The 26,534-nt window shown below is 45.4% G+C and carries 30 protein-coding genes; 5 read left to right on the forward strand and 25 right to left on the reverse strand.

The genetic code is table 11. From position 1 onward, the window contains the following. Nucleotides 1–18 precede the first annotated feature (18 nt). The 10 genes from ACMQ5W_RS11805 to ACMQ5W_RS11850 form a co-directional block, all read right to left on the reverse strand. Entirely contained in the window at nt 19–1,167 is a 1,149-nt protein-coding gene (locus ACMQ5W_RS11805) for a DHHW family protein (protein ID WP_419025327.1), read from the reverse strand. 11 nt (nt 1,168–1,178) lie between these two features. Further along, nucleotides 1,179–2,588: an MBOAT family O-acyltransferase gene (locus ACMQ5W_RS11810; protein WP_419025328.1), complete on the reverse strand. Its 1,410-nt coding sequence runs from the start codon at nt 2,586–2,588 to the stop codon at nt 1,179–1,181. After that, nucleotides 2,575–3,570 (reverse strand): transglutaminase domain-containing protein, encoded by a 996-nt coding sequence (locus tag ACMQ5W_RS11815; protein WP_419025329.1) that lies wholly within the window; start codon nt 3,568–3,570, stop codon nt 2,575–2,577. Before ACMQ5W_RS11815 ends, ACMQ5W_RS11810 begins: the two co-directional genes overlap by 14 nt. Nucleotides 3,571–3,585: 15 nt before the next feature. Beyond that, nucleotides 3,586–4,068: a DUF4358 domain-containing protein gene (locus tag ACMQ5W_RS11820; protein ID WP_419025330.1), complete on the reverse strand. Its 483-nt coding sequence runs from the start codon at nt 4,066–4,068 to the stop codon at nt 3,586–3,588. Next, entirely contained in the window at nt 4,069–5,505 is a 1,437-nt protein-coding gene (locus ACMQ5W_RS11825; RefSeq protein ID WP_419025331.1) for a HAMP domain-containing sensor histidine kinase, read from the reverse strand. After that, nucleotides 5,498–6,196, reverse strand: coding sequence for a response regulator transcription factor (locus ACMQ5W_RS11830; protein WP_419025332.1), 699 nt, complete (start codon nt 6,194–6,196; stop codon nt 5,498–5,500). Before ACMQ5W_RS11830 ends, ACMQ5W_RS11825 begins: the two co-directional genes overlap by 8 nt. Nucleotides 6,197–6,332: 136 nt before the next feature. After that, nucleotides 6,333–6,944: an ABC-2 transporter permease gene (locus ACMQ5W_RS11835; protein ID WP_419025333.1), complete on the reverse strand. Its 612-nt coding sequence runs from the start codon at nt 6,942–6,944 to the stop codon at nt 6,333–6,335. A 1-nt stretch (nt 6,945) separates the two neighbouring features. After that, nucleotides 6,946–7,800 (reverse strand): ABC transporter ATP-binding protein, encoded by an 855-nt coding sequence (locus tag ACMQ5W_RS11840; RefSeq protein WP_419025334.1) that lies wholly within the window; start codon nt 7,798–7,800, stop codon nt 6,946–6,948. Nucleotides 7,801–7,802: 2 nt separating this feature from the next. Continuing rightward, entirely contained in the window at nt 7,803–8,177 is a 375-nt protein-coding gene (locus ACMQ5W_RS11845; RefSeq protein ID WP_419025335.1) for a GntR family transcriptional regulator, read from the reverse strand. Between the two features lie 832 nt (nt 8,178–9,009). Then, the gene (locus tag ACMQ5W_RS11850) at nt 9,010–9,372 is read right to left on the reverse strand and encodes a VOC family protein (RefSeq protein ID WP_419025336.1); all 363 of its coding nucleotides are present in this window, start codon (nt 9,370–9,372) and stop codon (nt 9,010–9,012) included. Between the two features lie 151 nt (nt 9,373–9,523). Between ACMQ5W_RS11850 and ACMQ5W_RS11855 the strand changes: the two genes are divergently transcribed. Continuing rightward, a complete protein-coding gene (locus ACMQ5W_RS11855) occupies nt 9,524–10,324 on the forward strand; it encodes an EcsC family protein (RefSeq protein ID WP_419025337.1) in 801 nt (266 codons plus the stop codon). Nucleotides 10,325–10,339: 15 nt separating this feature from the next. Here ACMQ5W_RS11855 and ACMQ5W_RS11860 read toward each other — a convergent pair whose 3' ends face one another. Continuing rightward, on the reverse strand, nt 10,340–11,224 hold the full coding sequence (locus ACMQ5W_RS11860) for a LysR family transcriptional regulator (protein ID WP_419025338.1): 885 nt from the start codon (nt 11,222–11,224) through the stop codon (nt 10,340–10,342). A 151-nt stretch (nt 11,225–11,375) separates the two neighbouring features. On the opposite strand from ACMQ5W_RS11860, the gene ACMQ5W_RS11865 reads away from it, so the two are divergent. The 4 genes from ACMQ5W_RS11865 (at nt 11,376) to ACMQ5W_RS11880 (ending at nt 15,255) form a co-directional block, all read left to right on the forward strand. Further along, the gene (locus ACMQ5W_RS11865) at nt 11,376–12,749 is read left to right on the forward strand and encodes an FAD-dependent oxidoreductase (protein WP_419025339.1); all 1,374 of its coding nucleotides are present in this window, start codon (nt 11,376–11,378) and stop codon (nt 12,747–12,749) included. Nucleotides 12,750–12,785: 36 nt separating this feature from the next. Further along, nucleotides 12,786–14,081, forward strand: coding sequence for a YjiH family protein (locus ACMQ5W_RS11870; RefSeq protein WP_419025340.1), 1,296 nt, complete (start codon nt 12,786–12,788; stop codon nt 14,079–14,081). 84 nt (nt 14,082–14,165) lie between these two features. Continuing rightward, entirely contained in the window at nt 14,166–14,771 is a 606-nt protein-coding gene (locus ACMQ5W_RS11875; protein WP_419025341.1) for a lactate utilization protein, read from the forward strand. A gap of 1 nt (nt 14,772) precedes the next feature. Then, nucleotides 14,773–15,255: a GNAT family N-acetyltransferase gene (locus ACMQ5W_RS11880; RefSeq protein WP_419025342.1), complete on the forward strand. Its 483-nt coding sequence runs from the start codon at nt 14,773–14,775 to the stop codon at nt 15,253–15,255. A gap of 167 nt (nt 15,256–15,422) precedes the next feature. On the opposite strand, the gene ACMQ5W_RS11885 is transcribed toward ACMQ5W_RS11880, so the two are convergent. The 14 genes from ACMQ5W_RS11885 to ACMQ5W_RS11950 form a co-directional block, all read right to left on the reverse strand. Continuing rightward, nucleotides 15,423–16,793: a PhoH family protein gene (locus ACMQ5W_RS11885; RefSeq protein WP_419025343.1), complete on the reverse strand. Its 1,371-nt coding sequence runs from the start codon at nt 16,791–16,793 to the stop codon at nt 15,423–15,425. A 113-nt stretch (nt 16,794–16,906) separates the two neighbouring features. Then, nucleotides 16,907–17,539, reverse strand: a complete 633-nt coding sequence (locus ACMQ5W_RS11890; RefSeq protein WP_419025344.1) for a TMEM175 family protein — start codon at nt 17,537–17,539, stop codon at nt 16,907–16,909. 15 nt (nt 17,540–17,554) lie between these two features. Next, a complete protein-coding gene (locus ACMQ5W_RS11895; protein WP_419025345.1) occupies nt 17,555–18,178 on the reverse strand; it encodes a MarR family winged helix-turn-helix transcriptional regulator in 624 nt (207 codons plus the stop codon). A 151-nt stretch (nt 18,179–18,329) separates the two neighbouring features. Next, a complete protein-coding gene (locus ACMQ5W_RS11900) occupies nt 18,330–19,715 on the reverse strand; it encodes a radical SAM protein (RefSeq protein ID WP_419025346.1) in 1,386 nt (461 codons plus the stop codon). 100 nt (nt 19,716–19,815) lie between these two features. Continuing rightward, nucleotides 19,816–20,613: a hypothetical protein gene (locus ACMQ5W_RS11905; RefSeq protein WP_419025347.1), complete on the reverse strand. Its 798-nt coding sequence runs from the start codon at nt 20,611–20,613 to the stop codon at nt 19,816–19,818. Continuing rightward, nucleotides 20,606–20,833, reverse strand: a complete 228-nt coding sequence (locus ACMQ5W_RS11910) for a helix-turn-helix domain-containing protein (protein ID WP_419025348.1) — start codon at nt 20,831–20,833, stop codon at nt 20,606–20,608. The genes ACMQ5W_RS11905 and ACMQ5W_RS11910 overlap by 8 nt, the downstream gene beginning before the upstream one ends. Nucleotides 20,834–20,842: 9 nt before the next feature. Then, complete coding sequence (locus ACMQ5W_RS11915) at nt 20,843–21,721, reverse strand: hypothetical protein (RefSeq protein WP_419025349.1); 879 nt, start codon at nt 21,719–21,721, stop codon at nt 20,843–20,845. 62 nt (nt 21,722–21,783) lie between these two features. Further along, nucleotides 21,784–21,963, reverse strand: a complete 180-nt coding sequence (locus ACMQ5W_RS11920; RefSeq protein WP_419025350.1) for a hypothetical protein — start codon at nt 21,961–21,963, stop codon at nt 21,784–21,786. A 6-nt stretch (nt 21,964–21,969) separates the two neighbouring features. After that, a complete protein-coding gene (locus ACMQ5W_RS11925; protein WP_419025351.1) occupies nt 21,970–22,455 on the reverse strand; it encodes a hypothetical protein in 486 nt (161 codons plus the stop codon). Nucleotides 22,456–22,582: 127 nt separating this feature from the next. Then, nucleotides 22,583–23,197, reverse strand: a complete 615-nt coding sequence (locus ACMQ5W_RS11930) for a TetR/AcrR family transcriptional regulator (RefSeq protein WP_419025352.1) — start codon at nt 23,195–23,197, stop codon at nt 22,583–22,585. A gap of 13 nt (nt 23,198–23,210) precedes the next feature. Then, complete coding sequence (locus ACMQ5W_RS11935; protein ID WP_419025353.1) at nt 23,211–24,425, reverse strand: MFS transporter; 1,215 nt, start codon at nt 24,423–24,425, stop codon at nt 23,211–23,213. A 561-nt stretch (nt 24,426–24,986) separates the two neighbouring features. Then, the gene (locus ACMQ5W_RS11940) at nt 24,987–25,289 is read right to left on the reverse strand and encodes a DUF2089 family protein (RefSeq protein ID WP_419025354.1); all 303 of its coding nucleotides are present in this window, start codon (nt 25,287–25,289) and stop codon (nt 24,987–24,989) included. 165 nt (nt 25,290–25,454) lie between these two features. Further along, nucleotides 25,455–26,126, reverse strand: coding sequence for a hypothetical protein (locus ACMQ5W_RS11945; RefSeq protein WP_419025355.1), 672 nt, complete (start codon nt 26,124–26,126; stop codon nt 25,455–25,457). Between the two features lie 248 nt (nt 26,127–26,374). Further along, nucleotides 26,375–26,530 (reverse strand): hypothetical protein, encoded by a 156-nt coding sequence (locus ACMQ5W_RS11950; protein WP_419025356.1) that lies wholly within the window; start codon nt 26,528–26,530, stop codon nt 26,375–26,377. Nucleotides 26,531–26,534: the final 4 nt, after the last annotated feature.

Genomic DNA, 26,534 nt, shown 5'->3' on the forward strand with positions numbered 1-26,534 from the left:
GCAAAGACTACGCTGTATTTAAGAAAGAATGTTCCCTCCGCTCTTCAATGCAGAAATATTTTTATCCTTTATCATATTAGACATGCTATATAAAATCAACACATCGGTGATATGATGTTCTTCCACATAGTCCAACAGATTCCCACTGAAGTATCGAAGATCGACCAGGAAAACTTTATCAAAATCTTCCGCGGCGAAAGGGGCGAAGGCGTTTGCGAAAGAATCTTTGATGATTAGGAGATGCTTTCCGTTCTGATTGCCCGTATCAACCTCTACGCTGCCATAATTTCCGCCGAAAAATACCGCGTACTTATCTTTCTCCCTAAGAAACTGCTCCTGATACATACCGCCTAAGGTCTGGCCATCGGCAATTACACGGCTATGCATCTGGCGCTCCCCTATATAGGCGGTCACTTGATCCCGAGTTCCGTCATCCCACAACACCTTAGAATAAAGACTGCCTTGAAAATCATCAGACAGGAGTCTTTTATGCAGCTGTTTCAAAGAAATACCAGACTGCCCCATGGACTGCTTCCACACGTCGTAAGCCAGCATCGCGCCCTCCGTCGTCCAGTGATGATCTGTCCTATAGTAGAGCGCTCTATCTTTCTTTTTGCCAAACTCGTCGTACAGGTCCACATAGTTGGCAGACTGCAATTGCCTTGCCGCCGCCTTGGCATAAGCACCTTCTTCAAAGGGCGCTGCCCCCGCCGGCAGTTTTTCTTTCATAATCGCAGCTGTCGTCGGCACCAGGATCACAGACTTCGAAAGTCCCGTCGGCAGCTTCTCGCAGAAGGCCTTGACTGCCTGCAGGTTGGAAGCAAACAACTCCTGGTCTGCATCTTCATCCGATATTTTCTCAATCAGATAGCCGTCTTTACCCAGGTATACGCCGTTTAAATCCTTGCTCAACAGAGCCAGTTTGGTCGCAGTCTTCAAGGTTATCCAACTGTCGCGGAAGGGAAACTGGTCGTCTTGATATTTTTGAAATGCCTCTTCAAACTCCCCCGATAAAAGAGCCTCCGCCGTCACCGCCGGTCTCTGCTGTAAAACACGATTCTCATTGGCAGAAAAAGCTTTGTCTTTCAAAACCCATCCCCCCGCACCAAGGAGCAGCAGAAACAGCGAGAAAACAATCACTGTTGTCAGATTATCTATTTTCTTCATGTCCTTGCCTCCTAAAATCTGAAGTAGAGAAACGGATTATACGTATCGCTTACGAGAAAAGCGGTTGACAGAAAGAGAATCAATAGGAAATAGAGATTTTTTACTGTCACATAGAGGATTGGTTTCTCCTCCAACCATTTCAGGCACCATTCGGCAAACCGCCCAGGCAGCCTGGTAGAGGCCAGCGCCATAATGCAGAGTCCGGCGCCCCCGGACATTAAAAAGTAAAGTGACCTCTGATCCCCTATTCCCCCACTGCCCAGCATGGACCTGAGGTAAGCAAGAAAAGACAGCCCCGAAGTCTCCGCGAAGATCACCCAGCCGAAAACGATGAGCAGCAGGGCGTAGAGATGCTGCAGCCAGCCAGGCATTTTTTCCAGGTATTGCAGCAGCCATACTTTTTCCAAAATCAAGAGTACACCAAAATAAAGCCCCCACCAGAGAAAGTTCCAGCTGGCGCCGTGCCAGAATCCCGTCAAAGCCCATACAATCAGAATATTGATGCATTGCCTGCCTAGACCCTTTCTGTTCCCGCCTAGAGGAATATAGAGATATTCTTTAAACCAAGTGCTGAGGGAGATATGCCATCTCCGCCAGAATTCCGTGATGCTTTTAGAAACATATGGGTAATTGAAGTTTTCCAAAAAATCAAAACCCAGCAGCTTCCCCAGACCGATAGCCATATCCGAGTAACCGGAAAAGTCAAAGTAAATCTGAAAGGTAAAAGCAATCGCTCCCAGCCAGGCAGTCACTGCAGGCAGGTGATTCAAGTCCATCGCGGAGATTTCCGTCCAGAGCAGACCAGCTTGATTTGCCAGGAGCACCTTTTTGCCCAGACCGATGATAAATCTGCGTATCCCTTCCGCCCCTTGTGCAAGGCTGCAATGCCGGGATTTCAGTTGTTCTTCTATGGTAACATATCTGACAATCGGTCCTGCGATAAGCTGGGGGAAAAGGGTGATATATGTTGCGAAGTCCAATATGTTTCGCTGCGGGCGCGCTTTGTCTCGATAGACATCGATTACATAAGACATCGCTTGAAACGTATAGAAGGAAATGCCGATGGGCAATGTCAGCTGCAGCAGACCAATCGAAGTCCCTGCCAATTGATTGATATTCTCAATAAAAAAGTCCGTGTACTTAAAGTACCCTAGGAGGGAAAGATTTCCTGCCACTGATAAAGCAAGCATAAGCCGCGCTGACTTATGCTTGTTTTTTATTCTATCGACTGCCAGACCGCATCCATAGTTGAACAGAATGGATAGCGTCATGACCACAATATACCTCGGTTCCCCCCAGCCGTAGAAAACTAGGCTGGCTGTCAGAAGAAATAGATTTTTCCACCTTGCGGGGCACAGATAGTAGACCAGCAAAATAATTGGCAGAAAGCTGAATAAGAATACAGTGCTACTGAAGACCATCGATAATCTCCTGTAGTTTGTTTATAATTTTCTGACTCGCCTCATCGGCATTCTGATCGTCATAGTTCTCTACTGAAATCACATAGATGTTTTTAGAGCCGATAGGCAGCGTCGGGTTCGTGTACATATCCCCGTCCCCTGTAGCGAGCGCTGACGTGATATAGTCAGCTACACTCTGGGTGTATCCAGTAGAATCCTTCAACGTAAAAGTGATTGTCTTCGTGCCTTTATTCAGTTGTTGTTTTATGTATTTGGGCAGTGCATAGATATCTTTCAGTTCTTTTGCCTCGTTGGCAAGGTAACAGTATTTCGTGCCATCCGCTGCCGGAATCACCTCGTGATTCCATGGATAACTTCCGTCATCTTTCACACTGTCAGGTACATTAAAATTCGTATAAGCCGGCTTTCCGTTGATTCCTCCGTCAAAGGTTACGTCACTGTGATACCAGTCACCATCCAGCTTTACCAGATTCCACGCATGTTCACCATCTTCGGTAGAATGAATGATTTGATTTTCGATGCCTAACAGATCCATGAACAACTTGAAAGTCGTCGCATTTCCTACACAGATAGCCTGATGATATTTGAGAACACCATAAGGCAAATGACTGTATTGATCGCCTGCTGAAATTGGTGCCAGGTTTTGATCGTTATAGGCCACATACTCTACCTGCCAGTCGTAGATTGCCTTTTCTTTTTCATAGTCCGTCATCCCGTCTTTGATATTTTCTTTGATGACCTCCTTCGCTTTCTTCAAAACGTATTTGTCCTGCTCATTGAGTCCATCTTCGTCGCCGGATTGGTAGGCCTTTACCACCTCGCTGTCGTCGTAAATATCGTGAATATCTCCATTTGATGCCACATACTGTTTTACGGTGTCCGCCAGCTTTGTATTCTGTATAAACAACGCGGCTACCCCCACGATTAAAATCAACTGCATGATAACGCATACAATGATCAATATCTTGCTCTTCTTCTCCATATTCTCTGCTCCCTTTTAACTCAATACCTCTCTCATTGCGCTGACGATGTCATCAGCTTTGTTGGAAATAACTAGCATTACATATTGCTGCTGCACGACTACTCTGCCGTTTTCAATTTTAGAAACTTCTTCCGGTTTATAATTCTGAAAATCCTGTAATCGCTTCTCCAGCCTGGCTTCCATATATTTCTTTACGCCGCTCACATCATTGCTGTCTGCTACGTGAACGACAGAAATCTCGTCAGCACTGCCTCCGCTAGAAGCATAGGCGATGACGCCGTCATCTGCTTGTTCTATTGGGAAATTATACAATCTCTCAAAATTTTCGCCATAAGCGTCCTCATCATAGTTGACTGTCGTATCAATATCGGCGGATTCCACCTTCTCCAACGCCGCTTCTACTGCTTTCACACACTTTACAGAATCGTTCTGATTTCCGCAGGCAGTCAATGCCAACAGTAAAACTGCGGTTACTGCAAAAACAATTATCTTCTTCAATTAAGACTCCTCTCTTTCTTTCCTTGCTTCTACGTCGTCTTTCGTTTCTATCGCTATGGGAAAAGTGACCTCTACAGTAAAGAGCTGTTCATCCTCCGTATAACGGAACGCTCCCTGCAAATCGCTGCAGATTCGTTCACAGGTCTTTAAACCGATGCGTGTGCTTTCGACCTTCTTCGCCTGCTCCAGAATATGATTTTCAATGATGATTTTAATGATGGAGCCGTTGAGCCCCGCCTCTATGCGAATAACTTCTTTTTTGTCGGCGTATTTCATAATGTTAGAAAACACGTTGTCAAAAAGTCTTCGCAGACCGGATATATCTGTCATCACATTGACTTCCTCCGGTATCGTATACTGGAAATCCACTCGATACTCGTAACTGATTGCCTCCGCGCAATGCTCCGCCAGCAGCTGCTGGAACAGAATGCCGGCATCATAGCTCTCCAGGGTTCTGTCACTGCCCTGATTGCCAAAGACCAGAAAATACTGAAACAATTTATCCGAGAGATCCTTCAGCTGGAAAGACTTGTCACGGCAGGAAGAAATGTATTTGTCCAGTTCCTCCTGTGATTTGTATTTCTTTCCTTCGATGATATCGAGATAGCCAATCATGGATGTGAGGGGTGTTCTGATATCATGGGACATCGCCGTAATCAGCTGCGTGTTAGCCTCCCAGGCTTCTTTTTCGTTCTGATGCTTTTGAATAATCGAATTCCGCATATTATCCACGCTGGTGGACAGTGTCCCGATTTCATCATTATGGAAAGAATGAATTTCGTAATCCAGCTTTCCATCGCTGATCTGCTGTACCTCTGAAGCCAATGTAATGATACGGTTCATCGTCCTCTTGTTATAAATCAGCAATGTCGTAAGTAACGCGAGAAAGCAAAGCACCACAGTCACCAAGACCATAATTTCATGAAAATGCTGCTCCTTATACACGTCAATAAATACATAATATCTGCCGTCTGCAAACTCGATAATGCGGTTCTTGGCATCAGTGAGAAACGTATCCTCCGTTACTCTGTCGCCTTTGATGTCGGCACTGCTTAAATCATTGTTGATCGGCGCATCTTCATTTGCCAGCGGATCATTCTGATTGTCTGAATTAGAATTACCCCACCACCCCTTTTCAAAGACATTGGTATCGTCATTATAAATGAAGAAATATGTATACTTCTGTTCATTCAGCCAATTGGTCAGAGCGTCCCGATCCGTAGCTTCGACATTATATTTTTTTATGTAACTTTCCAGGCTGTCATAAACAGCCCCCACGTTTTTCTCTACTGCCTTATCGCTGGTGTAATAGGTATTGGTAATATGCGTTTCAAACCATGTGCAGAAAAGATACATGCAAAATGCCAATACAATGCCTGCCAGAATCGCTACAGTCATTTTGAGATTGAGAGAAATAAATCGTTTTTTTCTATTCAACCTTATACCCCTTTCCCCATACGGTTTTGATGATCTTTGGATTGTTCACGTCTTCTTCCAACTTCTTTCTCAGATTCAGTACATGTACCATAATGGTGTTCCCCGCGGAGGGCAGATACTTTTCTCCCCAAACGCCTTCGTAAAGGTCTTTGTTCTCCACAATCTCACCCTTGTGTTCCATAAAAAACTGCAAAATATCAAATTCTTTATCTGTCAAAGCGATTTTACGATCGCCCTTCAGTGCCGATCTGGTCTTCGTGTCGATAGAAATATTGCCGCCGATGGTCGGTATGGCCTTTGGCGCCGATTTCCCCTGATATTCTTTGTAACGGCGCAGCAAAGATTTGACCTTCATCAGCAGTTCAGTCTGTGAAAAAGGTTTCACTAAATAGTCGTCGCCGCCTTCGGTATAGGCTTCTACCTTGTCCTGGTCCTGCGATTTTGCGGTCAGGAAAAGCACCGGAACGGGAGACTTCTTTCTGATGTATGCGCAGACCTCTACGCCAGACATCCCAGGCATCATTATATCCAATATTACTAAGTCTATATTTTTGTCTTTATCTACTTTCTTAAGGGCTTCTTCTCCATCTTCCGCCTGGTCCACAGAATAGCCTTCGCTTCCGAGCAAAACTGACAAGACCTCTCTGATATTAGGGTCATCATCAACAATTAAAATTCTGTTCTGTTCCATAAAAATGTCCTTTCTGTTCCCTCTTGCACATACATTTTATACCGTATCACTGAAAAAATATATAGATATCGTGAGAATTAAGAATTTTTAAGAATTACAAAAAGACCCCGAAGGGTCTTCGCTTTTGTAGATAAACTTAGGAGCGTTTACCGTTGTATACTTTGACTGAAATCGCCATGGATATCAATAATGCTGCAATGGCAATCACCACAAGCCCTATCATGATCAGGTTCTCATCCAACTGCCAAAGGGGGCTGTCAACTTCTACAGAGCCTACCACGGCTACAGCCACGAAGACTGTAAGCAGGATATACACCATTCGTCCTCGCTCCGCACCCATTTTCATAATGAGGGGGAGATTGATTGACATGAGAATCATGGCGGCAGCAGCTACGAGAGGAACAATCATCAGATTTTCCTGCATGATGGCAGACGACTGGTTTTTGACGGCGGCTGTCACAATAATCGCCAAAACTTCAACCACGCAGACCACCAAAGTAAAAATAATACCGATGATGTATTTAGATAAAGCCATATCTCTTTTTTTATAAGGCATCATATTTGCATAATAATCCCATTTCGCCTGCTCATCAAAAGAGATTGCTGTGATCGGCAGCATCGACGCATACATGATCGCAAACCCCCGTGTAAACGTGTTTGGTATCACCGCCATAATCAGCATCAATACGCCGAATAACTTCATTTGTTTCAGCAATACATAGGAATCTTTTAATACAAGTCCTCTCATTTTATTTATCCCCTTTCACCATATATAAAATTATGTCTTCAACACTTGCCTTTTCAATGTTAAAGGAACTTGAAACCAGGTTTCTTTCCACCAGGCACTCTGCGCCGTATTCGCTAATGCGTTTACCTTTGACTGCTCCTGGCGGAATATCCGCCAGCTGGCTTCTCGCGCATCTGACGACGCCGTATTTCTCCAACAGTTCGTCTTTTCCCTCACAGAACAGCAGCTTTCCTTTATGAATAAATGCTACATAATCGCACAGCTTCTCTAAGTCGCTGAGGATATGAGAGGAAATCAGAACGGAGTGTTCTGGATCTCTCGTAAAATCGTAAAAGATTTCAAGGATTTCATCTCTCACGATGGGATCCAATCCACTGGTCGCCTCATCCAGGACCAAAAGCTTCGGGTCATGGGAAAGCGCCACTGCGATTGCAAGTTTCATCTTCATACCTCTGGAAAATTCCTTAAATTGCTTTTTGAGAGGCAGATCAAACCTATGGATATAGTCAAAAAAGACGTTTTCATCCCATCTGGTATAGGTTGCTTTCATCATTTTGTTCACGACTTCGGCGTTGATGACAATTGGGAAATATGCTTCATCCAGGACTACCCCGATGTCCTCTTTCAACTTAGCAAAATCTTCAGAACTATTATCAACTCCCATGACGGAAATCTCTCCGCTATCGCTTTTCAGTGCGTTCATGATCAGGTTAATCGTTGTGCTTTTTCCAGCTCCGTTTTCTCCTACCAGTCCCAAAATACAGCCTTTCGGCAGGTCAAAACTGATATTATCCAATTTAAATCCTTTAAACTCTTTTGTCACATTTTTTAGTTCTATAGCATTTTCGTATCCCATTCCTATTCCTCCTTAGACATCAATCGAAACATCTCAATCAGTTCACTGCTGTTCAAGTTGCATGACGCTCCCAGCGCTAAAATCTCCTCCATCAGAAGCTCTATTTTTTTGAGATTCCCCTCTCTGATAAGCTCCACGTTTCTCTCTGCCACAAAGCATCCCTTTCCGGCTACTGTATATATGAACCCCTCTTGTTCAAGTTCGTCATAGGCACGCTTTGTCGTAATGACACTGATTTTTAAGTCCTTTGCCAGCGACCTGATTGACGGAAGGGCGTCCCCTTCTGCCAACTTTTCTGAAATAATTTGATTCTTAATCTGTGTGCAAATCTGTTCATAGATCGGCTGACTACTAGAATTACTGATAATGATATCCAAAGTTTGGCCTCCTTTGTCGTTTCACTGTATATATACAGTATATACAGATATAACAGTTTGTCAATAGGTTTTTTATATTTTTTGCGGCGGCGAGACTTTTTGGCCTGCAGGCAGCATAAGGAGACAGCCAAGCAGAAAAAAAGCTTTGCTATGAAGTCCAACTTTTGGGGCCAGCCCAGGGGTCAAGACTTGGCCCGATTACGCATTGGCTGGGTTCCAGACCGAGCCTGCGTAACGGAAACGGCGTTTTCGCCCTATCTGCGTAACTGCGGGCGTTTCTGCTCGGGCCAGTTACGCATTGGCTAGGTTCCAGACCGAGCCTGTGTAACGGAAACGGCGTTTTTCGCCCTATCTGCGTAACTGCGGCGGTCAAGGCTCGGGCCCGCTACGCATTGACCGGAGTTCAGACCGAGGTTGCATAATAGAAATGGCCTTTTTTGCCGATTCTGCGTAACTGCGGCGGTCAAAGCTTGGCCCGGTTACGCATCAACCGGAGTTTAGACAGAGCCTGCGTAACGGAAACGGCCTTTTTTGCCGATTCTGCGTAACTGCGAGGGTCAAGGCTTGGCCCGGTTACGCATCAGCCGGAGTTTAGACAGAGCCTGCGCAACGGAAACGGCCTTTTTTGCCGATTCTGCGTAACTGCGAGGGTCAAGGCTCGGGCCCGCTACGCATTGACCGGAGTTCAGACCTAGGTTGCATAATAGAAACGGCCTTTTTGCCGATTCTGCGTAACTGCGAGGGGTCAAAGCTCGGCTTCTATCCAATATAAAACCCCGCCCTTCCAGTTTAACTGGTGTTCAGCGGGGTTTATCATATTCTATATTCTTCTTTATCTGGTTGGAATAATTTCCATCCAATATCCATCTGGATCCTCAATAAAATAGACACCGAAATTAGAGTTATCAAAGCAGATGCAGCCCATCTCTTCGTGATACTTCTTGGCAGCATCAAAGTCGTCCACTCTAAAACCAACATGAATTTCATTGTCTCCCAGATCATAAGGCTCTTTCCGATCCGCATACCAGGTCAGTTCTAACTGACACGGATTTCCTTCCGTTCCCATAAAGACAATCTTGTAATCGCCGCCTTCCATACGTCTGATTTCCGAAAGGCCAAGGGCCTTTTCATAAAACGCTATAGATTTCTCTAAGTCTAAAACTGTAATACAGCTGTGATACATCGTAAATTTCATGTAAATTCCTCACTTTCTGATTTATATAATGGTATAATGAACGTATTAATTTCTATCGGCGTTGCCGCAATGAGACGTTCATTGCATCATGTGCTTCTCTGTTCCAAAGGGAATCATATGATATCTTATCACAAAAAGGGGGTTTATACTAGTGAAAATCACACCGAGGGAAAAAGAATGGAACAGGCTGCTCAAGCAAGAAAAGGCCTTTCTTGAGAAAGGGACACACAAAAAGGACAGCAGGCTAAACCAGCTTCTGGAAGACAAGATTCCCGAAAAACTGCAGGGTACACTCGATGCCGCTTTCGCTAAAGCCTTTGAAGCGATCTTTGAAAAAGGCACTGGCATGATTGAAAAGACGTATAGGAAAGACGAACTGGAAAGGCAATTTAAAATCAATGCTTATGCTGCTGAATTAAAAGAGGACAAAAAATCACTGCGAAAATTTTCCCAAAAAACCGATACCGCCAACACCAAAAACCTGTTGCTCTCCAGTGTAGAAGGCGTAGGCTTGGGCGCGTTGGGCATCGGTCTTCCCGATATCCCCCTCTTCGTTGGCGTTCTCCTCAAGAGCATTTATGAAGTGGCACTGAACTTCGGCTACAGCTATGACACACCCGCAGAAAAATATTTTGTATTAAAAATCGTCGAAGCCGCTTTGTCTTATGGTGAGGATTTAGTTCAGGCAGACAAAGAACTCAACGCATACATCGAACAGTCGGTCTGGCCCGTCGACTACGATCAAGTCAGGCAGATAAAAGTCACTTCCGCAACCATGTCCAAGGAACTGCTTTATCTGAAGTTCTTACAAGGAATTCCTATCGTAGGCGCAGTAGGAGGCGCTTATAACACTGTTTATTTGCAAAAAGTACTCCGATATGCCAAGCTGAAATATCACAGACGTTTTTTAACGGACAAAGAGACCAATCCTTTTCCAGACGATGCCTGTTGACAAAATTTGTCGGAGTCAATTGCCAAAAAGATGGATTTCTTCTAGAAGTATCGACAAAACCGGATTATCGTTATTTCCTCGCCAAGAAGCAACCCGCGTCACAGCATTTCCTTGGGGCATCGGGAAAAAGCGCAGCTTGGAGTCCGTAAACCAAGTGTTCTGATTCATGAAGGCGAAGCCCTCGTTTAAAACCAGCAGCAAATGCAGAGTGGAATAGCGGTCAATCAATTTGATTTTCGCAGGATTGATTTGATTTTCTCTGCATTGGTTTTTTACAAACCATGCGCCAGATGAAACTACGCCACTGCCCACAATCAGCAGCGTATGCTCGTTCAACTTTTCAAAATTCAGTTCATCGGAAGTACACATCTCATTATCGGCAGAAACGACGATGTAGCTTTCCATCTCTTTGATTACCTTGACCTCTAGGACGTTGTAGTCGGCAGCATCAAAGTAAAGGGAAAAGCCAAAATCAATTTCGCCAGTCTCCAGCATTTTCAGCAGTTGATTATATGGATAACAGGCAATTATCACCTCGATATCTGGATATTTATCCTTAAATTTCTTTAGCTCGTACACCAAATCTTCATCTAAGTTCTGTCCTTCCTGCAGGCCGATTCTTAAGGTCCCAATTTTCCCTTCATTTGCCAGCTTCGCTTTAGCCATCAGATTCTCAAAGCAGGTGGTAACCTTTGGATACTCTTCCAGCAAAATTCTGCCGGCAGGTGTAAGGGATACGCTGTGTTTTGTGCGATAAAATAATGTAATCCCCAATTTTCTTTCGATGTCTCCAATTCTTTTTGTCAAAGCCGGCTGAGAGATATACAGATTTTCAGCTGCTTTCGTGTAATTGAGGCATTTTGCCACTTCTCGAAAATACATATAATCTTTTTTGTTCATAAATGTCACCTCTGAGGTCATCATAACATAACCGAGTCAGTCCTTCAAATAAAATAACTAAAAAGTTATAACTATATGATTTTTTTAGTATTTCCCTTTATCACTACTTTGATCTATATTCTAATTAAGAAAAAAGCAAGGAGGAGTTTTTATGGAAAAGTATTATTTAGAAGAAGAACGAAATATTGAAATCTTGGAGGAGGCCGATGTGCTGGTAGTAGGCGGCGGGTCAGCCGGAAGTGCTGCTGCCATTGCCGCCGCCCGGGCTGGTGCCAAGACTGTGCTTTTGGAGAGATATGGACAGCTGGGCGGAATGCCTACCGGAGGCGAAGTGATCTTAATCCCATCCATGAGCGCAGGAAAAACCATTATGATTCGCGGTATCATGCTGGAAATCATGGAACGTCTTACTGCCCTTGGCGGCGTCTGTGGGCCTGACCAATCCATTACCGGTTCTAAAGATCCAGTTCACATGGCAAAATGGAAAAAGTATTTCAACATGACTTGGAACGATGAGGTATGTTATGGAGGATATGTAGATCCAGATTTGATGAAAATCGTTCTCTCACAAATGATGGAGGAAGCCGGTGTCATCCTATACCTCCACAGCCTCTGCTGCAGAGCGATTACAGATACCGGTACAGTTACAGGTGTATGCTTTGAGAGTAAGGAGGGCCGTAAGGCTATTATGGCGAAGACCGTTATCGACTGCAGCGGCGATGGAGACATTTTCGCATCTGCCGGTGCCGAGTTCGAAATCGATTTGTCCAGCATGCAGGCAGCTTCAAGAGACACAGACATCCTTCACGATGTCAGCCGAACGGCTTCACTGGCTCTGGTATACAGATTCGGTGGTGCAGACTATGAACGTTATGCCGATTACGCTGCAACAAACCCGCAGCAGTTAAAAAAGCATGAGGAGAATTTACAGCAGATTGCCGGATACGCTCTGAAAATATTTCCAACATCGAGAAATGACGTGGTCTGGGTAGATAACTGGGTTCTCGGTTACAGCAGTATTAAAGTGAAGGATGTCACTGCCGTTGAGACTTTGGTCAGAAGAACTATCATCGACGTCATGGACTATATTCGCACAAACAACATCCCCGGACTGGAAAATATCTGGCTTTATGACACCGCACCACAACTGGGTACCAGAGGAAGCCGCCGGGTTTTGGGTCTTCATCATCTGGAAATGGAGGATCTGTATGGTCAAAAGGAGTGTGACAGCCACATTGCCGTGATTCCCTCCACGGTCAACCCCGCTATGCCACAGATCCCTTCAAAAATCCCGTACGGCGTACTGGTTCCACGGAAAGTAGACGGACTTCTGGTTGCCGGAAGATGCTTCTCTTCAGAATTGACGGTCAACAGCATGACCAACCTGGTTACGCACTGCTTTGCATATGGGCAGGCCGCCGGCGTCGCCGCTGCTGTTGCCGCTGCAGATGGGGTGAAAGCGAGAGATGTAGACATTAAAAAGGTACAGGCACAGTTGAAGGATCAGGGCGTCTATCTGGGATAACAATCTTCAGAGTGGCCCAATAGAAAGGAGCACGTAATGGAACATAAATATCAAAATATACTTAAGTTTTTCATCGGAAGCGGAGCAGGCCTGATTCTCTTTTTCGTTCCTGTCACAGTAAACGGCCGACACTCGATTTTGATTGACCAGTTGGTTACTTTGATTTCTACCAACCTGCCCACAACAGCCCTGGCTATCTCCCTGGTAATCATCGTCGCAGGAGCAGTCCTGCCCTTCATCAACAAAACCTGGAACAGGTCAGCTATGGATGTGATTTTTACCCTATTAAAATTCATCGGCGTCTTATGTGCCATCGCAGGGGCATTCTCCTTATGTTCAGATGCGGTCAATACAGCAGTCTTTGAGATGCTGTTTCCAAAGGTGATCATTCCCGGCGCTTTGACCGTACCGATTGGCTGCCTGCTTCTGACTTTTATCACAGACTATGGAATTCTCGACTTCTTCGGCGTCTTGGTAAGACCCATCATGCGTCCTCTCTGGAAACTGCCGGGTCGGGCGGCAATCATCGCAGTCGCCTCCTTTATCGGCAGCTTCTCTGTAGGCATCGTAGCTACTGACAACCTCTATCGTGAAGGAAAATTCACACATAAAGAAGCTGCAATCCTTGTGACCGGGTTTGCTACAGTGTCCATGCCGTTCCTGGTCATCGCCGCCAATCTGCTGGGCTTGATGCCTCATTGGGGTCTCTTCTTCTGGTCAGCCTTGATTATCACCTTTTTGACGACAGCCATCACCGTGCGTCTCTGGCCTCTTTGCAAGGTATCGGAAACATGCTGGGAAAACACTGAGTACGTAGAAGAAGCTCACGAAAAAGGCAGTCTGCTGAAACAGGCTTGGAACGCAGGACTGATTCAAGCACAGAACGCCCCGAATCTATTTATCAGTCTCTGGGGCAACTTTAAAGGCGGGATGATTGCCATAATGAATCTGCTGCCCTTGATGATGTCTTTGGGGACCATCACCTTGCTTTTGGTCAATTTCACTGACGTTTTCAACTACGTCGCCTGGTTGTTTTACCCATTGACCAAGTTGACCATGATTCCTGACGAGATGGCAGTCGCTCAGGCTGCTGCAATTACTGTAGCAGAACCGGTTACCTCTATGGTCGTAGCATCCAGCGCCGCTTCCATCGTGTCCCGTTTTGTTGTAGGTGTCCTTGCAATTGGCGAAATTGTCTTTTTTACTGGTACGATTCCCTGCATCCTGCCCAGCAATATCGAGGTCTCGCTGGGAAAGCTCTTTATTATTTGGATTGAACGCGTGATTTGTATCGTCGCACTGGCGTCCATCGTGGGACATCTTTTCTTATAGACCACATTCAATTGCAGCCTCGCCTTGTTTTATGGTATACTTGGAGAATATATAACTGCCATATTTCCAAGGAGGTACTACACTATGAATCTCACAAAAACAGCACAGTCTTTAGAAAAAAACGGCTACCAGGTCTCGCTCTTCTCAACACTGGAAGAGGCTGACCGCTATCTCAACCAGCAGATTGACAGCACCACTGTCGGCATCGGCGGATCTATGACGATAGAAGAAATGGGTTCTTTCAAAACCCTGTCGGATCACAACCAGGTCTACTGGCACTGGCATCCTGCAGACGGTTTAACGGTAGACGACACACGAAAAAAAGCGATGAACACTGCCATCTATCTTTCCTCAGTCAATGCCATCAGCGAAGAGGGTGAGATAGTCAATATCGACGGTGCAGGCAACCGCTTGGCTTCCACCCTTTACGGACATGCGAAAGTCTATTTTATCGTCGGCTCCAACAAAATCTGCGAAAACCTCCATCAGGCCATCGACCGCGCCCGTAACACCGCTTCACCACTGAACGCAAAACGGCTGAACTGCAAAACTCCTTGCGCAGTCAAAGGCGACCACTGCTACGATTGCAGCAGCGAAGGAAGAATCTGTAACGCCATGGTCATCCATTACAAAAAAATGATGTCCTGCGAAATGGAAGTTATTTTGGTAGAAGAAAGTGCAGGTTATTGATATGGAACTGAACGTCAGAAAAGCGCATCCAGCGGATCTGGACAGAATTGCAGAAATCGAGGCAGAAAGTTTTCCGCCTGAGGAAGCGGCTTCGCGTGAAAAATATGCCTGGCGTCTTGCAAACTACCCCGATTACTTTATCGTCGGTGAGAGCGAAGGAAAAATCATCGGTGTCATCTGTATGATTCCCATGGCTGCCGCCGTCATCAATGATGATATTTTCGAGATGGAACGAGTACCCGGAGGAACAGTGTGTGCAGTTCTCGATGTCATGACCGCTGCTGACTGCCGGGGCTGCGGCGTTGCAGAACAAATGCTTCACGGTGCCATCGAAACGGCACGCGAGCAGGGAATGACCTCTATGGCTTTGACCTGCAAAGATCACCTGATCCACTACTACGCCAAGTTCGGCTTCGAAAACCAGGGCCTGTCCGCGTCTGTTCACGGCGGTGCGGTCTGGTACGACATGGTGAAAATGCTGTAACCGTAAAAACCTGGAAATGACGGAATCAAAGATGTCTATGCACACATATCGCCCGCAAGAGGGGAAGCGACGCTTCGTAAGGTACGTTGTTTGACATTTCCTATATTAAAAAACCGAAACGCAGTCCATCACGGACTGCGTTTCATTGTATTGCCGGTAAATAAAACTCACAATCGTTCCACTGCGTCCATTGCCAAATCAGAGCGTTCGCCTTCATCGGCGGTCATGGTGATCTGGCAGCAGTATTTACTTCCTTTCATATGTTCGGCAGCGTAGCTGAGGCCATTGGTGCGCTCGTCGAGAAAGGGTTTGTCAATCTGGAAGGGGTCGCCCAGCAAAACAATCTTTGTGCCTCTGCCAGCGCGAGTAATAATGCCTTTGATCTGATTTGGCGTAGTGTTCTGCGCTTCGTCGATAATCAGATAGGTCTTCACGATGGAGCGGCCGCGAATAAAGTTCAGCGCCTCAGCCTGAATGATACCCCGGTCAAAGACTTCGTCAACCTTTCCTCGGAGTTCCAACTCGTTTTTATATCGTTCCTCTTCATCAGAGTCGATCAGCTGTTCCAGATTATCCAGAATCGGCCTCAGGAGTGGGGCAATCTTATCCTGTTCATCTCCTGGTAAAAACCCGATGTCATCGTCAAATTGTGCATTAGGGCGGCTGATTAAAATCCGCCTGTATTCACCCTCTGTGCCGTTCAACGTCTTTTCCAGACCTACAGCCAGAGAATAAAAAGTCTTTGCTGTTCCTGCCATGCCCTTGACGATAACTAACGGTGCTTTGTCACTTGGCATCATCAAAGCCTCCTGCAGAAAATATTGCCCTGCACTTCTCGGCTCCACGCCGTAAGGCTTTACTTTCTTGTATTTCAATGGAACAACTTTATCGCCTTCAATCCTGCCTAACTGCGTCTTTTTCTGCGATTGATCTGCTTTGATGACGACAAACTGATTTTCATAGAGCTGAGGCGAAAAGGCATTTCCTTCCTCATCCACCTGGTAAAGGCTGTCTCTGCCCATACCCTTCTTGGAGAATTCTTTAAACTTATCCTCCGGCGCATAGCAAGTAATTCTTCCCGTATACTGATGTTCCCCCTGCACTACCTGCTCACTTTCAAAATCCTCAGCGGGAAGATTGATGATCGCAGCCTTAACACGCAGAACGATATCTTTGGTCACCAGAACCGCGTTTTCGCCATTGTCCCGCAATGCTTTGCACACTCGCAGGATGCGATTATCCATCTTAGAATCCGGAAGTTCCTCTGGCAGCTCTACATTGACACAGTTGGATTCAATGCGCAGTCTGCCGCCGTCTTTCAACTGCACGCCTGCAAGCAAATCGCCAGTCTGTCTCAGCCGTTCCAATTCCCTGATCGACGCCCTGGCATTGACGCCTTTTTCGCCCTCAGCTTTCTTTAATCCATCCAGTTCTTCCAAAACCATCAGTGGTATCACCAGGTCATTCTCCTTAAATCTATAAATTGCATCCGGTGCTTGTATCAACACATTGGTATCCAAAACATAAGTCTTAATCATCTCTAGTCCTCCTCTGATAAATGTCAGCTGTGTTTCTTTTATCATCTCATACACAACGATCCTTTTCAATTAAGTTTATGTTAAATCTTCCTCCGGCATACACTGAAAGCAGATTAAAGATTGGCTGAAAGACGTGCGATATTCTTTTTTCTCTTTTCTATTGCACGGTGCTCTTTTTCGCTCCAAAGGTTCAGCAGCGACGAAACCACCGGCAACGCCACAAAGAAAATGATAGAGAGCGTCGGAAAGAAAAACGACAGAGCCAGAATTGCGGCAGTGCCCAGAACAATTATCATAAGAAACAGACCTGCCCACTTGATCTGTCTGCGTCGCGGTCTAACGTCAAGAATTATGCCGCTCTCTTTCATAACGCAGGAATGCATCAGATGAAAGGTAAAAAAAACGGCCAGATATACCAAATCGTAGGCTATGGCAGGCGCAACCTCTTTGGGATTCTCCATAATCCATTTTGTAAACAGCGGCAGAAGCGTGAGGAAAAACAAATATAAGATATTTCTCCAGATTACCTTCTGTGAAACTTCGTTGCAGGCGTCAAAGAGCCAGTGATGCTTGGTCCACTGTGCGCCCACTACGACAAAGCTTACAAAGAAAATCATGATTGTGTATGCAAATCTCATGATGCTTTTTCCAGTGAAATCTTCCGGCAGCGGGATGTTGAGTGCCATAATCGTTATAACAATGGCCATCACTCCGTCGCTAAACGCTTCAAATCGCAATTTTGACATTTTCATACATCTCACTTACTCATCATCCTTTTTTTCATGTCCTTCTCCGTCAAATCCCATTCCAAAGTCAAAGACCGACCAATCCCCATAACCAATCTCTTCATCAGCAGTAAAGGGCCTCCGTCCGTCAAAATGTCTCCGATGCTCTCTCATAAATGCCTCCTTCGCCTTTCTGCGCTGTGCTAATGTATCCGCATCGCCGATGTGATTCTCACTTTCTTTGAGAATGCGTTTCAGATATTGATGGAACGTCTGCAGTTCCTCATCACTGAGGCAATCCAACAATCCTGTCATGTCCTCCGGTTCATCACTCAAATTTTCTGCAGCTGCTGCACCCTCTGCTGTCAGCTTCACGACTGACACACGACGGTCTTTCTCTGATGGTTCGCGCACGATAAATCCACTCCTTTCAAGCTTTGCAAGAATTTCTGCTACGGATTGTTTGCTCATATCCAACAAATATGTCAGTTCCTTCTGACTGATCTCCGGTTTCATCTTTAAAATTGCCAGGATTCGTCCTTGACCCCTGCGAGGGTTTCTCGAGGTTCTGCGGCTTCCAAAGTTGTGCAGCTGTCTGCGGTGCAGAATCCACTGGAGCTGTAAAAGACACTCATAGACTTCATTTTTTATATCACTCATTTATGTTACCTCCCTTTTGTACAAACAAATAGTCAACTACTTTACTAATCACTATACGACCTTTAATACGTTTTGTCAAGTACCTTACTGTTTTTTATTTTCACGTATTAAAAAAGGAGTCTGCCTGACGGCTAAACTCCCTCTGATTTTTTTATGCTGTCTCGTTTTCTTTTGTTCTCGGTCCCTGATAGAGATGATGGGGATGTTCTTCCCAAATTTCATCGGCTACTGGTTTCCATTTTGCCGCTGCCTCGCTGCATTTTGCACAGAGCATGTCTACATCCTCTGGCGATTCTACGTCTGTGGAGTGAGCACCACAGCGATGGACCATTTCTGCCAGCTTCCCGTCGTTGTCCAAGAGCGGACAAGGCCGCAGCATGTTGTCGCTGAACGGCTGGTTGTCGTGATATTCCATGAACAGCGGTTCTGTATAGGCCTCCAGCAAGGTCTTTTCTCTGATATTGGAGTCAGAATAATGAATAAACGCACACGGTTCAATGTCCCCGTTGGCGTTGATATGGAGATATGATCTGCCGCCAGCGATACAGCCGCCCACATATTCACCGTCATTCCAGAAGTCCATAGTGAAAATCGGCTTGCTCTCTCTGAACTTGCGAATCTGGTCATACATGAATTTGCGCTGCTCCGGTCTGGCCAGAAGCTCGCACGCTGCGCCGTTACCGACGGGCATATAAGTGAAAATCCAGGCAAATTTGGCACCAAGGGCAATCAGGTGATCCATGAATTCCTCGCTGCCGATGGTCTCCGCGTTTTTGCTGGTATAGCAGCAGGAGACACCAAATGGCAGCTTCTTCCTCTTGAGTATTTCCATGGCTTTGATGACAGCCCGATAGGTCCCCTCGCCTCTTCTATCGTCAGTCTCTTTTTCAAATCCCTCTACGCTGATGGCTGGTACGAAGTTTTTAACCCGCAGCATTTCATCTGCAAAGTCCTCGTCAATCAGTGTCGCATTGGTAAAAGAAAGAAAAGCACAATCGTCGTGTTTTTCACAGAGCCTGATGATGTCGTCCTTACGCACCAGGGGTTCTCCGCCTGTATAGATATACATGTAAGTTCCCATTTCTTTTCCCTGTCTGATGATACTGTCCAGTTCTTCGAAGGTCAGGTTCAATTGATTGCCATAGTCAGCCGCCCAGCATCCCGTACAATGCAGATTACAAGCGCTGGTCGGATCTAAGAGAATCGCCCACGGCACATTGCAGCCGTGTTCCTGCTTCACCTTTAGCTGCTGTTTCGGTCCCAGCATACCCGCATTGATGATGAAGTTTTCAAACATCTTACGCCTGATGCCATCATCACAGTCCGTCCAGAGACTTTTGACCAGTTTGTACCAGTTGCTGTCCTGGTCTTCCATATAGTGCTTGATAACCTTTACCTGAGGAGTCAGAGAGTCGCCGCCGATGTCGTGCTTCAAAAGCCACTGGCAGATATTCATGATGTTCTTATCGGGATCTTTGTCTACATAAGAAATGACTTTTTTTAATCCCATCACGGTTAATTTATCTTTTACTCCCATATTGTCTTCCTCCCTTTTCAAAAACAATTCATTCCTATTTATAAGTATACGACAAAACCCGCTGCTGTCCAATAAACAATTCGCGGGTTTTGTATCTATTTTAAACAATTGTAATATCTTTTATAACGATGACGCCGTCTTTTTTCGTATGGCCGTATTCGATAGTATCGCCTTCGCAGATTTTCCGTTCCACCTTGCCCTCGGTATGATACTCGACCATGATATAGCTGGCCGCCTTCACTTTCTTGACCTCTTCTTTGATAGAATCCGCATCCATAGTCGTGACTGCAATCACGTTGTCTCCTTTGTCGAACTGTTTGATAACGATCTTCTGTAAATTGGCCGCCCCCTTCATGTTGACCTTGTAGCTGAACTTTTTCAGTTCTCCGTACTTGGTCTTGAAGTCTTCACTAGGCTCATATTCCATATCTTGATATAATGCGCCGCCCTCAGCGTCAAACATTGCACCAGTCTGCCCCGGCATCAGATAGACCTTGCCGTCCGATGTCTGGTAGACCGCGTTTGCATACATGGAGTGCTTCTTTCCGCTTTCCACATACAAAGTGCCCTCCAGGCTGAACTGATCTCCTCCGCCTATTTTAAGATCCCTGATCTCCTCATCGCTGGTTCCGCCGACCGCGCCATCATACATCTTGAAGTACATGCCATAACCTTTCAAATCCTCGAACTGATACGTATCGCCCTTCTCTGTACCGTAGATTGGACCTCGCTCCCGTCTATTTTCGTCTTCGCTGTCCACATAATCCAGCGTCACGAAGAATCCGATCAAAAGGTCTTCGCTGGTCTGGCCTTTGTCCTTATCTGCCAGTCTGCAGCCGGTCAGCAGCAGAACCAGCAGAACCAGACTCAAGGCTGCCCAATATCTTTTTTTATTCATTTTCCTCTTCCTCCAATACGCCGTCAAATTTGAGAATATCTCCTACATCGCAGTGCAGGAAATAGCAGACTCTGTTTATGGTGTGAAAGCGGATGCCCTTGGCTTTGCCGCTGCGCAGGATGGACAGATTGGCCTCCGTAATGCCCACCAGTTTGCAGAGCTCCTTGGCAGTCATGTCATTCTCCCGCAGCACCGCATCTAAATAAATTTTGATTGCCATCGCTGCCTCCTAAATAATCATGTCGTGATCTTCCTTCATCGCCTTGTCAGATGCGAAAAACTTTGCCAGAAGGAGGACAGCGATGCAAAGCACGATAGAAAGGAGCGGAATGTCTACCACATAGCTGGCCTTGTATACTTTCGTCCAAACCAAGAATTGAAACAGGTTCACGGCGATGGAGGTCAGAATCATCACCGTCACAGAGATGCGGCAGATCCGGCTCAGGTTTTCTGCTGCAGCAATGGTCGCCTGGCTGTATCGGTCTAAACGCAGCTGGTCGACCATCTTGACTCCATGGATGATGACCACGATATTTAAAACTGACGGAACTTTATCGGCGAAATACTTGATCCAGAGGAAAAGGGCGGTGTTGTAGTCACTGTTCAGCTGTTGATCAATTTCCTTCACGCCTCTTGCTGCCGGTATCACCTCCGTAAAAATGCCCAAAATCATGTTGATGCCGATGACTGCCGCGACTGCGATCAAAATCACCTTCAGATACTTTGCCAATTTCTCTTCGTCAGTGCCTGCTGATGCTTTCATGCATTTCAGCACCGCATAGCCCACCGCCATGGACCAGAAGGTCATGGCGAGAGCTGCGCCCTTACCCGGCATCGCTCCATAGAGGCCACTGTTGATATAGCCCGGATTTACCATGAAATACATCATGATGAAGAGCATCACCGACATCATGATCAGAAGAATGTCGATTGCATCTGGCTCCTTTTTCTGCCTGGCAACTCTGTAAACCAGGTAAAGCACAGGTGCGATAGAGATAAACAGATAAATAGCCGTCGCTGCAATATTTCCCGCTGCACTTGCCAGCGACAATGTGCGCAAGGCTTCCCCGATCTGGCCGAAAGGAAAAGTAAAAATATCCTGATTCATGGTGACCTCCTGCTCATTAATTATTGTTTTACGATAATTCTTAATTCAAGCATACCATATAATTATCGTTTGTCAATAATTTTTTCTTTTTCTTCATCAGGCAAGGGGTACCATGTCTGCTTTTTTGTAAAGGTGCGCCTGACTGCCTTCAAAATTCCATCTACGAGATGAAACCAGATCTGGCCGATGATAAAGACGACGGCCAGCGCCAGAAAGACAGCGGCGATTACTTTGATATCCATCGCGTTCTACTTTGTCGCATAACTGTTTTTGAAGAACTCAGCAAAGGCATTCATCTCCGCCTCCTGGTCCACGTAAATGAACAGCTTGTCGTCCTCCAGCCAGTCAAAGACGGAAATAGAAAGATATTTTCTACTGTTCGGGTAGATGATAAAAGCATCTGTCGGGTACTTCATGCGATAGGCCTTCTTGATTTCCTCCCGACGGCAGATTTCTGCATCGCCGCATCCCGATAAATCCGGTACTGTCGGTACGACGACCACTGTCGGGTCCTCTTCCTTCCATCCGATGATCAAACTGGTAAAGGTGGACTTGCTGCCGTGAACCAGACCATAGTTAAAACGGCGCGTGTCTTCGGAATATGCAGCCAGCACCTGGTATCTATCTCCCTCCGGCACCACATTGTTGAACAGCGCCCTCATCTTTTTCTTGCTGTCTTCACTTCTCCCTTGATCGATCTCAGGTCCTTTGAATATTTTTCCGAAAATTCCCATATCATAACCTCCACTTCTACTTAAAAACTTTTTAAAAATATTTTTCCTTAAGCTGATTATATAATAACCCTGCCTCTTTTGCAATAGGCAGGGTCTTTCTAAGTCTGATTCTATAATAAATCTTCGACTACTGTTTTTCAAAATGGCATTCCATGCGGGCAATTAAGCCTTCTATCTGCTCTCTGGCAGTTTCCTCCCGCACCTCTTGAAAGAACGCAGGCAGAGATTCCTCCATGGAGCGGTTGACGATGAGGATGGAAAGCGCCATATTGCCGAAGAGTTTCGCCGTCTCCGCATCCATCTGAAGGCCCCAGGCAGCCGCAAGGCTTTGATAAAATCTCACCTGTAAACGATGGAAGTTCTCAAAATTTTCCGCACTCAGATTGCGGAAAACACTGTTTTGATCCTCGATTGACATGACGATAATCCCTGTCTGCGCACCAGCAATGCACAGTTCGAGGAAGTGCCGGACTCCGTCTTTCCAGGTAGCACCCGGCTGTGCCATGCATTTCTTTGACATGTCCACAAGCAAAGGCTGTTGTGATTTCATGGTTTCTGCCACAAAATCCTCCTTGGATGGGAAAAAGCTGTAGAAAAAATTCTTTGATATTCCCACCTCTTCGTAGATCTGCGCCAAGGTCGTATGGCGATAACCTTGTCTCGCAAAACGCTGCCTGCCTGTCGTCAGCAGCTTTTCTCTGATCTCGATACGCTCTTCCTGCGAATACGCCTTCTTTGACATGTTGCATCACCCCTTAATAGTCCTCTTGTTTCTTTACCCGATCTACTGATGCGATGATAATCAATGCGCCGATGGCCGTCGCAATAGTAGCGACTAGTGTCAGCATCTTCGCTCCGCTGAGGTCCAAAATGATTCCGCCCAACAGACTGGAAATCATCGTCGTCACTGTGACCATCATGGTGAAAAGCGCCTGGCCTTTGACCGCTTCACCTTTGCTCATCACCTCATCGATGAAGTGCACCATGGTCGGCAGAAACAAACCAAAGGAAATCAACTGAAACAGCTGCGCAATATATACCATGGTTACCGTGGTCGCGATATAGCACATGGCGATTTTGACGACAAAACCCACGGCTGACACTTTCAGCATCAGCTGGCAGGTAAAGTGCTTGCGCAGGTTGTCAAAGCAGAACATGACCGGAATCTCCAAAAATGCCATCAAAGACAGGATGCGCCCCATATCCTCGCTGTCGCCGCCCACGTTGGATACGACCTGAATCATATAGTTGTTGAGTACCTGGTTGCTGAAGTAAACGCCGATGACGCCGATGTTCACCACCAAAAATACCTTGTTTCTCTTGATAAAGTCGATCAAATTGATTTCTTCTATGCCTTCGTCTTTTCGGTCCAGGTCGATGAGACCTTTGTCCGCATTGACGGTCTTCACTTTGTTATATTGTGACTTGGTCAGAGCCAGGCTGATGAGCAGCATGACGAGAATCACTTCTCCAGTGATGGGCATGACCATGACGCCGTAATTTTCTACCATGGTTCCCAAAATGCCTACCAGAGCAGAATAGGCTAACGATCCCACGCCTCTGGCCACGCCGAAGTTGATGTGGATGCCGCACTCCTGCAGTTTGAAGCTCAGAGAATTGACCAGAGGCTGCAGGATGGTATGCCATGCGATGAGCATCAGAAAAATCACCGACAAAGCCAGGGTCTTCTTCTGCAGGACACACAGTCCCGCCATCATCAAAATCATGATAATGGACATCAGCTGAATCATGCCGATCAGCGTAACCTTCTTTGATCTGTCAGCAAAATCAGCGACCAGGGGCTGCAGAACCACCGCCACCACATTTGCCACAGCTAGAATGATCCCGATTTCCGAATTGGAATAACCTCGCGCCAGCAAAAAGACAGACGCAAAGCTGCCTACGATTCCATATAACATCCAATACGTTCCCTGGGTACAGGCGTATTTAAAATTCAGTAACTTCCCCATGACCTTCCTCCGATTGCACCAAAATATTCCTACCTAATGATTATACCAGTCCGGGCAGGTTTTGCAAAGGGAATTTGTAGGGAGTGAGCCGAGATAAAAGTCCTCTGGAATGCCTCCCGCCCAGACTGCATACGGTGTTTTTATGTTTTTGGTGACTTTTTTGGTCATCTGACATAAATTCTGATAAAAACAAATGCCAAATTACCATCGTCAAGGTGTGATAGTCTGCAATAACAGACGAGATTCGAAATGTTGGTTGCTTTTTCACTTTTAGTCATCGTCCTCAGGCGCAATTTGTTATCGAAAGTAACCAAAACACGAAAGGCTAACCGATGTGAGTGGGATTTTTAGAGTTGTTATGGGATCATTTATGTCAAATTGACTAAATACTATGCATAAACATAAAAACACCGTGCTGCAAAAATCGTAACTGGCAGTCCCACTTTTGTAGTGGTAACTGCCAGTTTAACAACTATTGTTTCTGCAACTCAGCAATCACGGTCTGTCTATCTGCGATTTCTCCGTAAAGTATAGCACGCCATGAAAACAAATGACAATTAACTATATGTCCAATCCCTTTTCTTTCTTATATGCATTTACTAAAACCTCTGCAGTGCCTGCATCTATTCTATCGTCCAGGGATAATTCTACAATAAGCTTCATGAATTGTGTCGGCTGTCCGCCTTCTTGAGTCTCTATTTTATTTATTAGTTTGTCTAACCGCAAACGAACAGTTGGATAAGTCACTCCATATTTTATTGCAACTTTCTTTAATGAACCACCAGCTAAGATAAAATTCTTTATAAAATTAACTTCACTAACCTCGAGTTCTTCCATCCAGGAAGGAATAGTTTTTATTGTCACCTCATCCTCCATATATAATCAAAACTAAACTTGCTTTTTAATGCCGGATTAACGCATACAGGCAACCTTTCAAAAACAGTCTCAAACTTAAAGACATAAAGAAAAAGTTGCCTGTTCATATGTGTTGCTACAAAAGTACAATTAGCTCATAGGATATATATATATTTAACTAATTGACCATGAATGCTTTACTTTGATTTGTTTGTTTGTAGCATCTTTTGCCATATATCCAACCGTTGTTTTTAGGATATATTGTTTTGATATTCCTGCAGAAGATGCAGAATAACTGCACTTCATATTAACATCAGATGACCCTGGCGTTGTCGCGGTTCGATCTGTGATTGATACAGTGCCTGGAGTACAATTGACACCACTTGCGCTGCCATATCTCTCAGTAATACCACTTACAGAAAGATTGTAATGATTTTCCAAAGTCATAGTGCAAGTTTTAATGCCAAACATTACTGTAGATTTTGCCGTAAAATATCTGTCTCCATAGTTTTTCCACAGAACTTCGCCATTTGTAGCTGCATACGATGGTTCAACAATTAGGTCCATAAGATTTCTCCAAATGTTTTTGTCCTCTGCATCTTTTACTTCAACTACAGCCTCGCAACCATCACCTAAATCAATTACTTGCTTGCCATAAAGAGTACCATCTCCTTGATCTTCTAGCAGTTCATCCAAATCGACTGCATTTAACGCAGTGACAGCTTGCTTTTCCTTTTCATCCATAAACTGCTCCAATACTTCGACTGGAGTCTCAGAAATTATCTCTTTTTTTGCAGTTTCTGTTAGCTTGCCCTGTGCTTCACACTCGCTTAACTGTGCTTTCAATTCTTTTACCGAGTTAATCTCATATGCTTTCCCCTCAGTGGAAGCAAATCCGGTTACAGTGAATAACCCCCGTCACCAGTGCTATGCTTAGCAACATTGCACCGCCTTTTCTAATGTTTTCTCTAACCATTTTCTCCTCCTATTCTCTGCCTGTTATATTTAGAGGCTGTGCTTATATTTGGTAATCTATCTCACTCAAACCAAATACGTCAAAAGAGTTTCCACAGCCTCTTTTAACAGGCTTACTTTCACTTATCCTCATCAGTATCATCTTCGGTGTGGTTCTTTTGTTTGTTTTTTCTAAGAGCAAATTTTACCGCAAAGTAGACAATGGCAAAAAGTATACCGCCCCCAATCAGCACATCTACAATAAGACTGAATATAAACGCACTTCCTACACCCATAGTT

Origin of the sequence: Emergencia sp. (assembly GCF_048465375.1) — a bacterium.
Lineage (GTDB): Bacteria > Bacillota > Clostridia > Peptostreptococcales > Anaerovoracaceae > Senimuribacter.

Excerpts from the sequence above, each read along its gene's own strand:
- ACMQ5W_RS11805 (WP_419025327.1), bottom strand. The coding sequence starts at position 1,167 with ATGAAGAAAATAGATAATCTGACAACAGTGATTGTTTTCTCGCTGTTT.
- ACMQ5W_RS11810 (WP_419025328.1), bottom strand. The coding sequence starts at position 2,588 with ATGGTCTTCAGTAGCACTGTATTCTTATTCAGCTTTCTGCCAATTATT.
- ACMQ5W_RS11815 (WP_419025329.1), bottom strand. The coding sequence starts at position 3,570 with ATGGAGAAGAAGAGCAAGATATTGATCATTGTATGCGTTATCATGCAG.
- ACMQ5W_RS11830 (WP_419025332.1), bottom strand. The coding sequence starts at position 6,196 with ATGGAACAGAACAGAATTTTAATTGTTGATGATGACCCTAATATCAGA.
- ACMQ5W_RS11835 (WP_419025333.1), bottom strand. The coding sequence starts at position 6,944 with ATGAGAGGACTTGTATTAAAAGATTCCTATGTATTGCTGAAACAAATG.
- ACMQ5W_RS11840 (WP_419025334.1), bottom strand. The coding sequence starts at position 7,800 with ATGGGATACGAAAATGCTATAGAACTAAAAAATGTGACAAAAGAGTTT.
- ACMQ5W_RS11850 (WP_419025336.1), bottom strand. The coding sequence starts at position 9,372 with ATGAAATTTACGATGTATCACAGCTGTATTACAGTTTTAGACTTAGAG.
- ACMQ5W_RS11860 (WP_419025338.1), bottom strand. The coding sequence starts at position 11,224 with ATGAACAAAAAAGATTATATGTATTTTCGAGAAGTGGCAAAATGCCTC.
- ACMQ5W_RS11865 (WP_419025339.1), top strand. The coding sequence starts at position 11,376 with ATGGAAAAGTATTATTTAGAAGAAGAACGAAATATTGAAATCTTGGAG.
- ACMQ5W_RS11870 (WP_419025340.1), top strand. The coding sequence starts at position 12,786 with ATGGAACATAAATATCAAAATATACTTAAGTTTTTCATCGGAAGCGGA.
- ACMQ5W_RS11875 (WP_419025341.1), top strand. The coding sequence starts at position 14,166 with ATGAATCTCACAAAAACAGCACAGTCTTTAGAAAAAAACGGCTACCAG.
- ACMQ5W_RS11880 (WP_419025342.1), top strand. The coding sequence starts at position 14,773 with ATGGAACTGAACGTCAGAAAAGCGCATCCAGCGGATCTGGACAGAATT.
- ACMQ5W_RS11885 (WP_419025343.1), bottom strand. The coding sequence starts at position 16,793 with ATGATTAAGACTTATGTTTTGGATACCAATGTGTTGATACAAGCACCG.
- ACMQ5W_RS11890 (WP_419025344.1), bottom strand. The coding sequence starts at position 17,539 with ATGTCAAAATTGCGATTTGAAGCGTTTAGCGACGGAGTGATGGCCATT.
- ACMQ5W_RS11895 (WP_419025345.1), bottom strand. The coding sequence starts at position 18,178 with ATGAGTGATATAAAAAATGAAGTCTATGAGTGTCTTTTACAGCTCCAG.
- ACMQ5W_RS11900 (WP_419025346.1), bottom strand. The coding sequence starts at position 19,715 with ATGGGAGTAAAAGATAAATTAACCGTGATGGGATTAAAAAAAGTCATT.
- ACMQ5W_RS11905 (WP_419025347.1), bottom strand. The coding sequence starts at position 20,613 with ATGAATAAAAAAAGATATTGGGCAGCCTTGAGTCTGGTTCTGCTGGTT.
- ACMQ5W_RS11910 (WP_419025348.1), bottom strand. The coding sequence starts at position 20,833 with ATGGCAATCAAAATTTATTTAGATGCGGTGCTGCGGGAGAATGACATG.
- ACMQ5W_RS11915 (WP_419025349.1), bottom strand. The coding sequence starts at position 21,721 with ATGAATCAGGATATTTTTACTTTTCCTTTCGGCCAGATCGGGGAAGCC.
- ACMQ5W_RS11920 (WP_419025350.1), bottom strand. The coding sequence starts at position 21,963 with ATGGATATCAAAGTAATCGCCGCTGTCTTTCTGGCGCTGGCCGTCGTC.
- ACMQ5W_RS11925 (WP_419025351.1), bottom strand. The coding sequence starts at position 22,455 with ATGGGAATTTTCGGAAAAATATTCAAAGGACCTGAGATCGATCAAGGG.
- ACMQ5W_RS11930 (WP_419025352.1), bottom strand. The coding sequence starts at position 23,197 with ATGTCAAAGAAGGCGTATTCGCAGGAAGAGCGTATCGAGATCAGAGAA.
- ACMQ5W_RS11935 (WP_419025353.1), bottom strand. The coding sequence starts at position 24,425 with ATGGGGAAGTTACTGAATTTTAAATACGCCTGTACCCAGGGAACGTAT.
- ACMQ5W_RS11950 (WP_419025356.1), bottom strand. The coding sequence starts at position 26,530 with ATGGGTGTAGGAAGTGCGTTTATATTCAGTCTTATTGTAGATGTGCTG.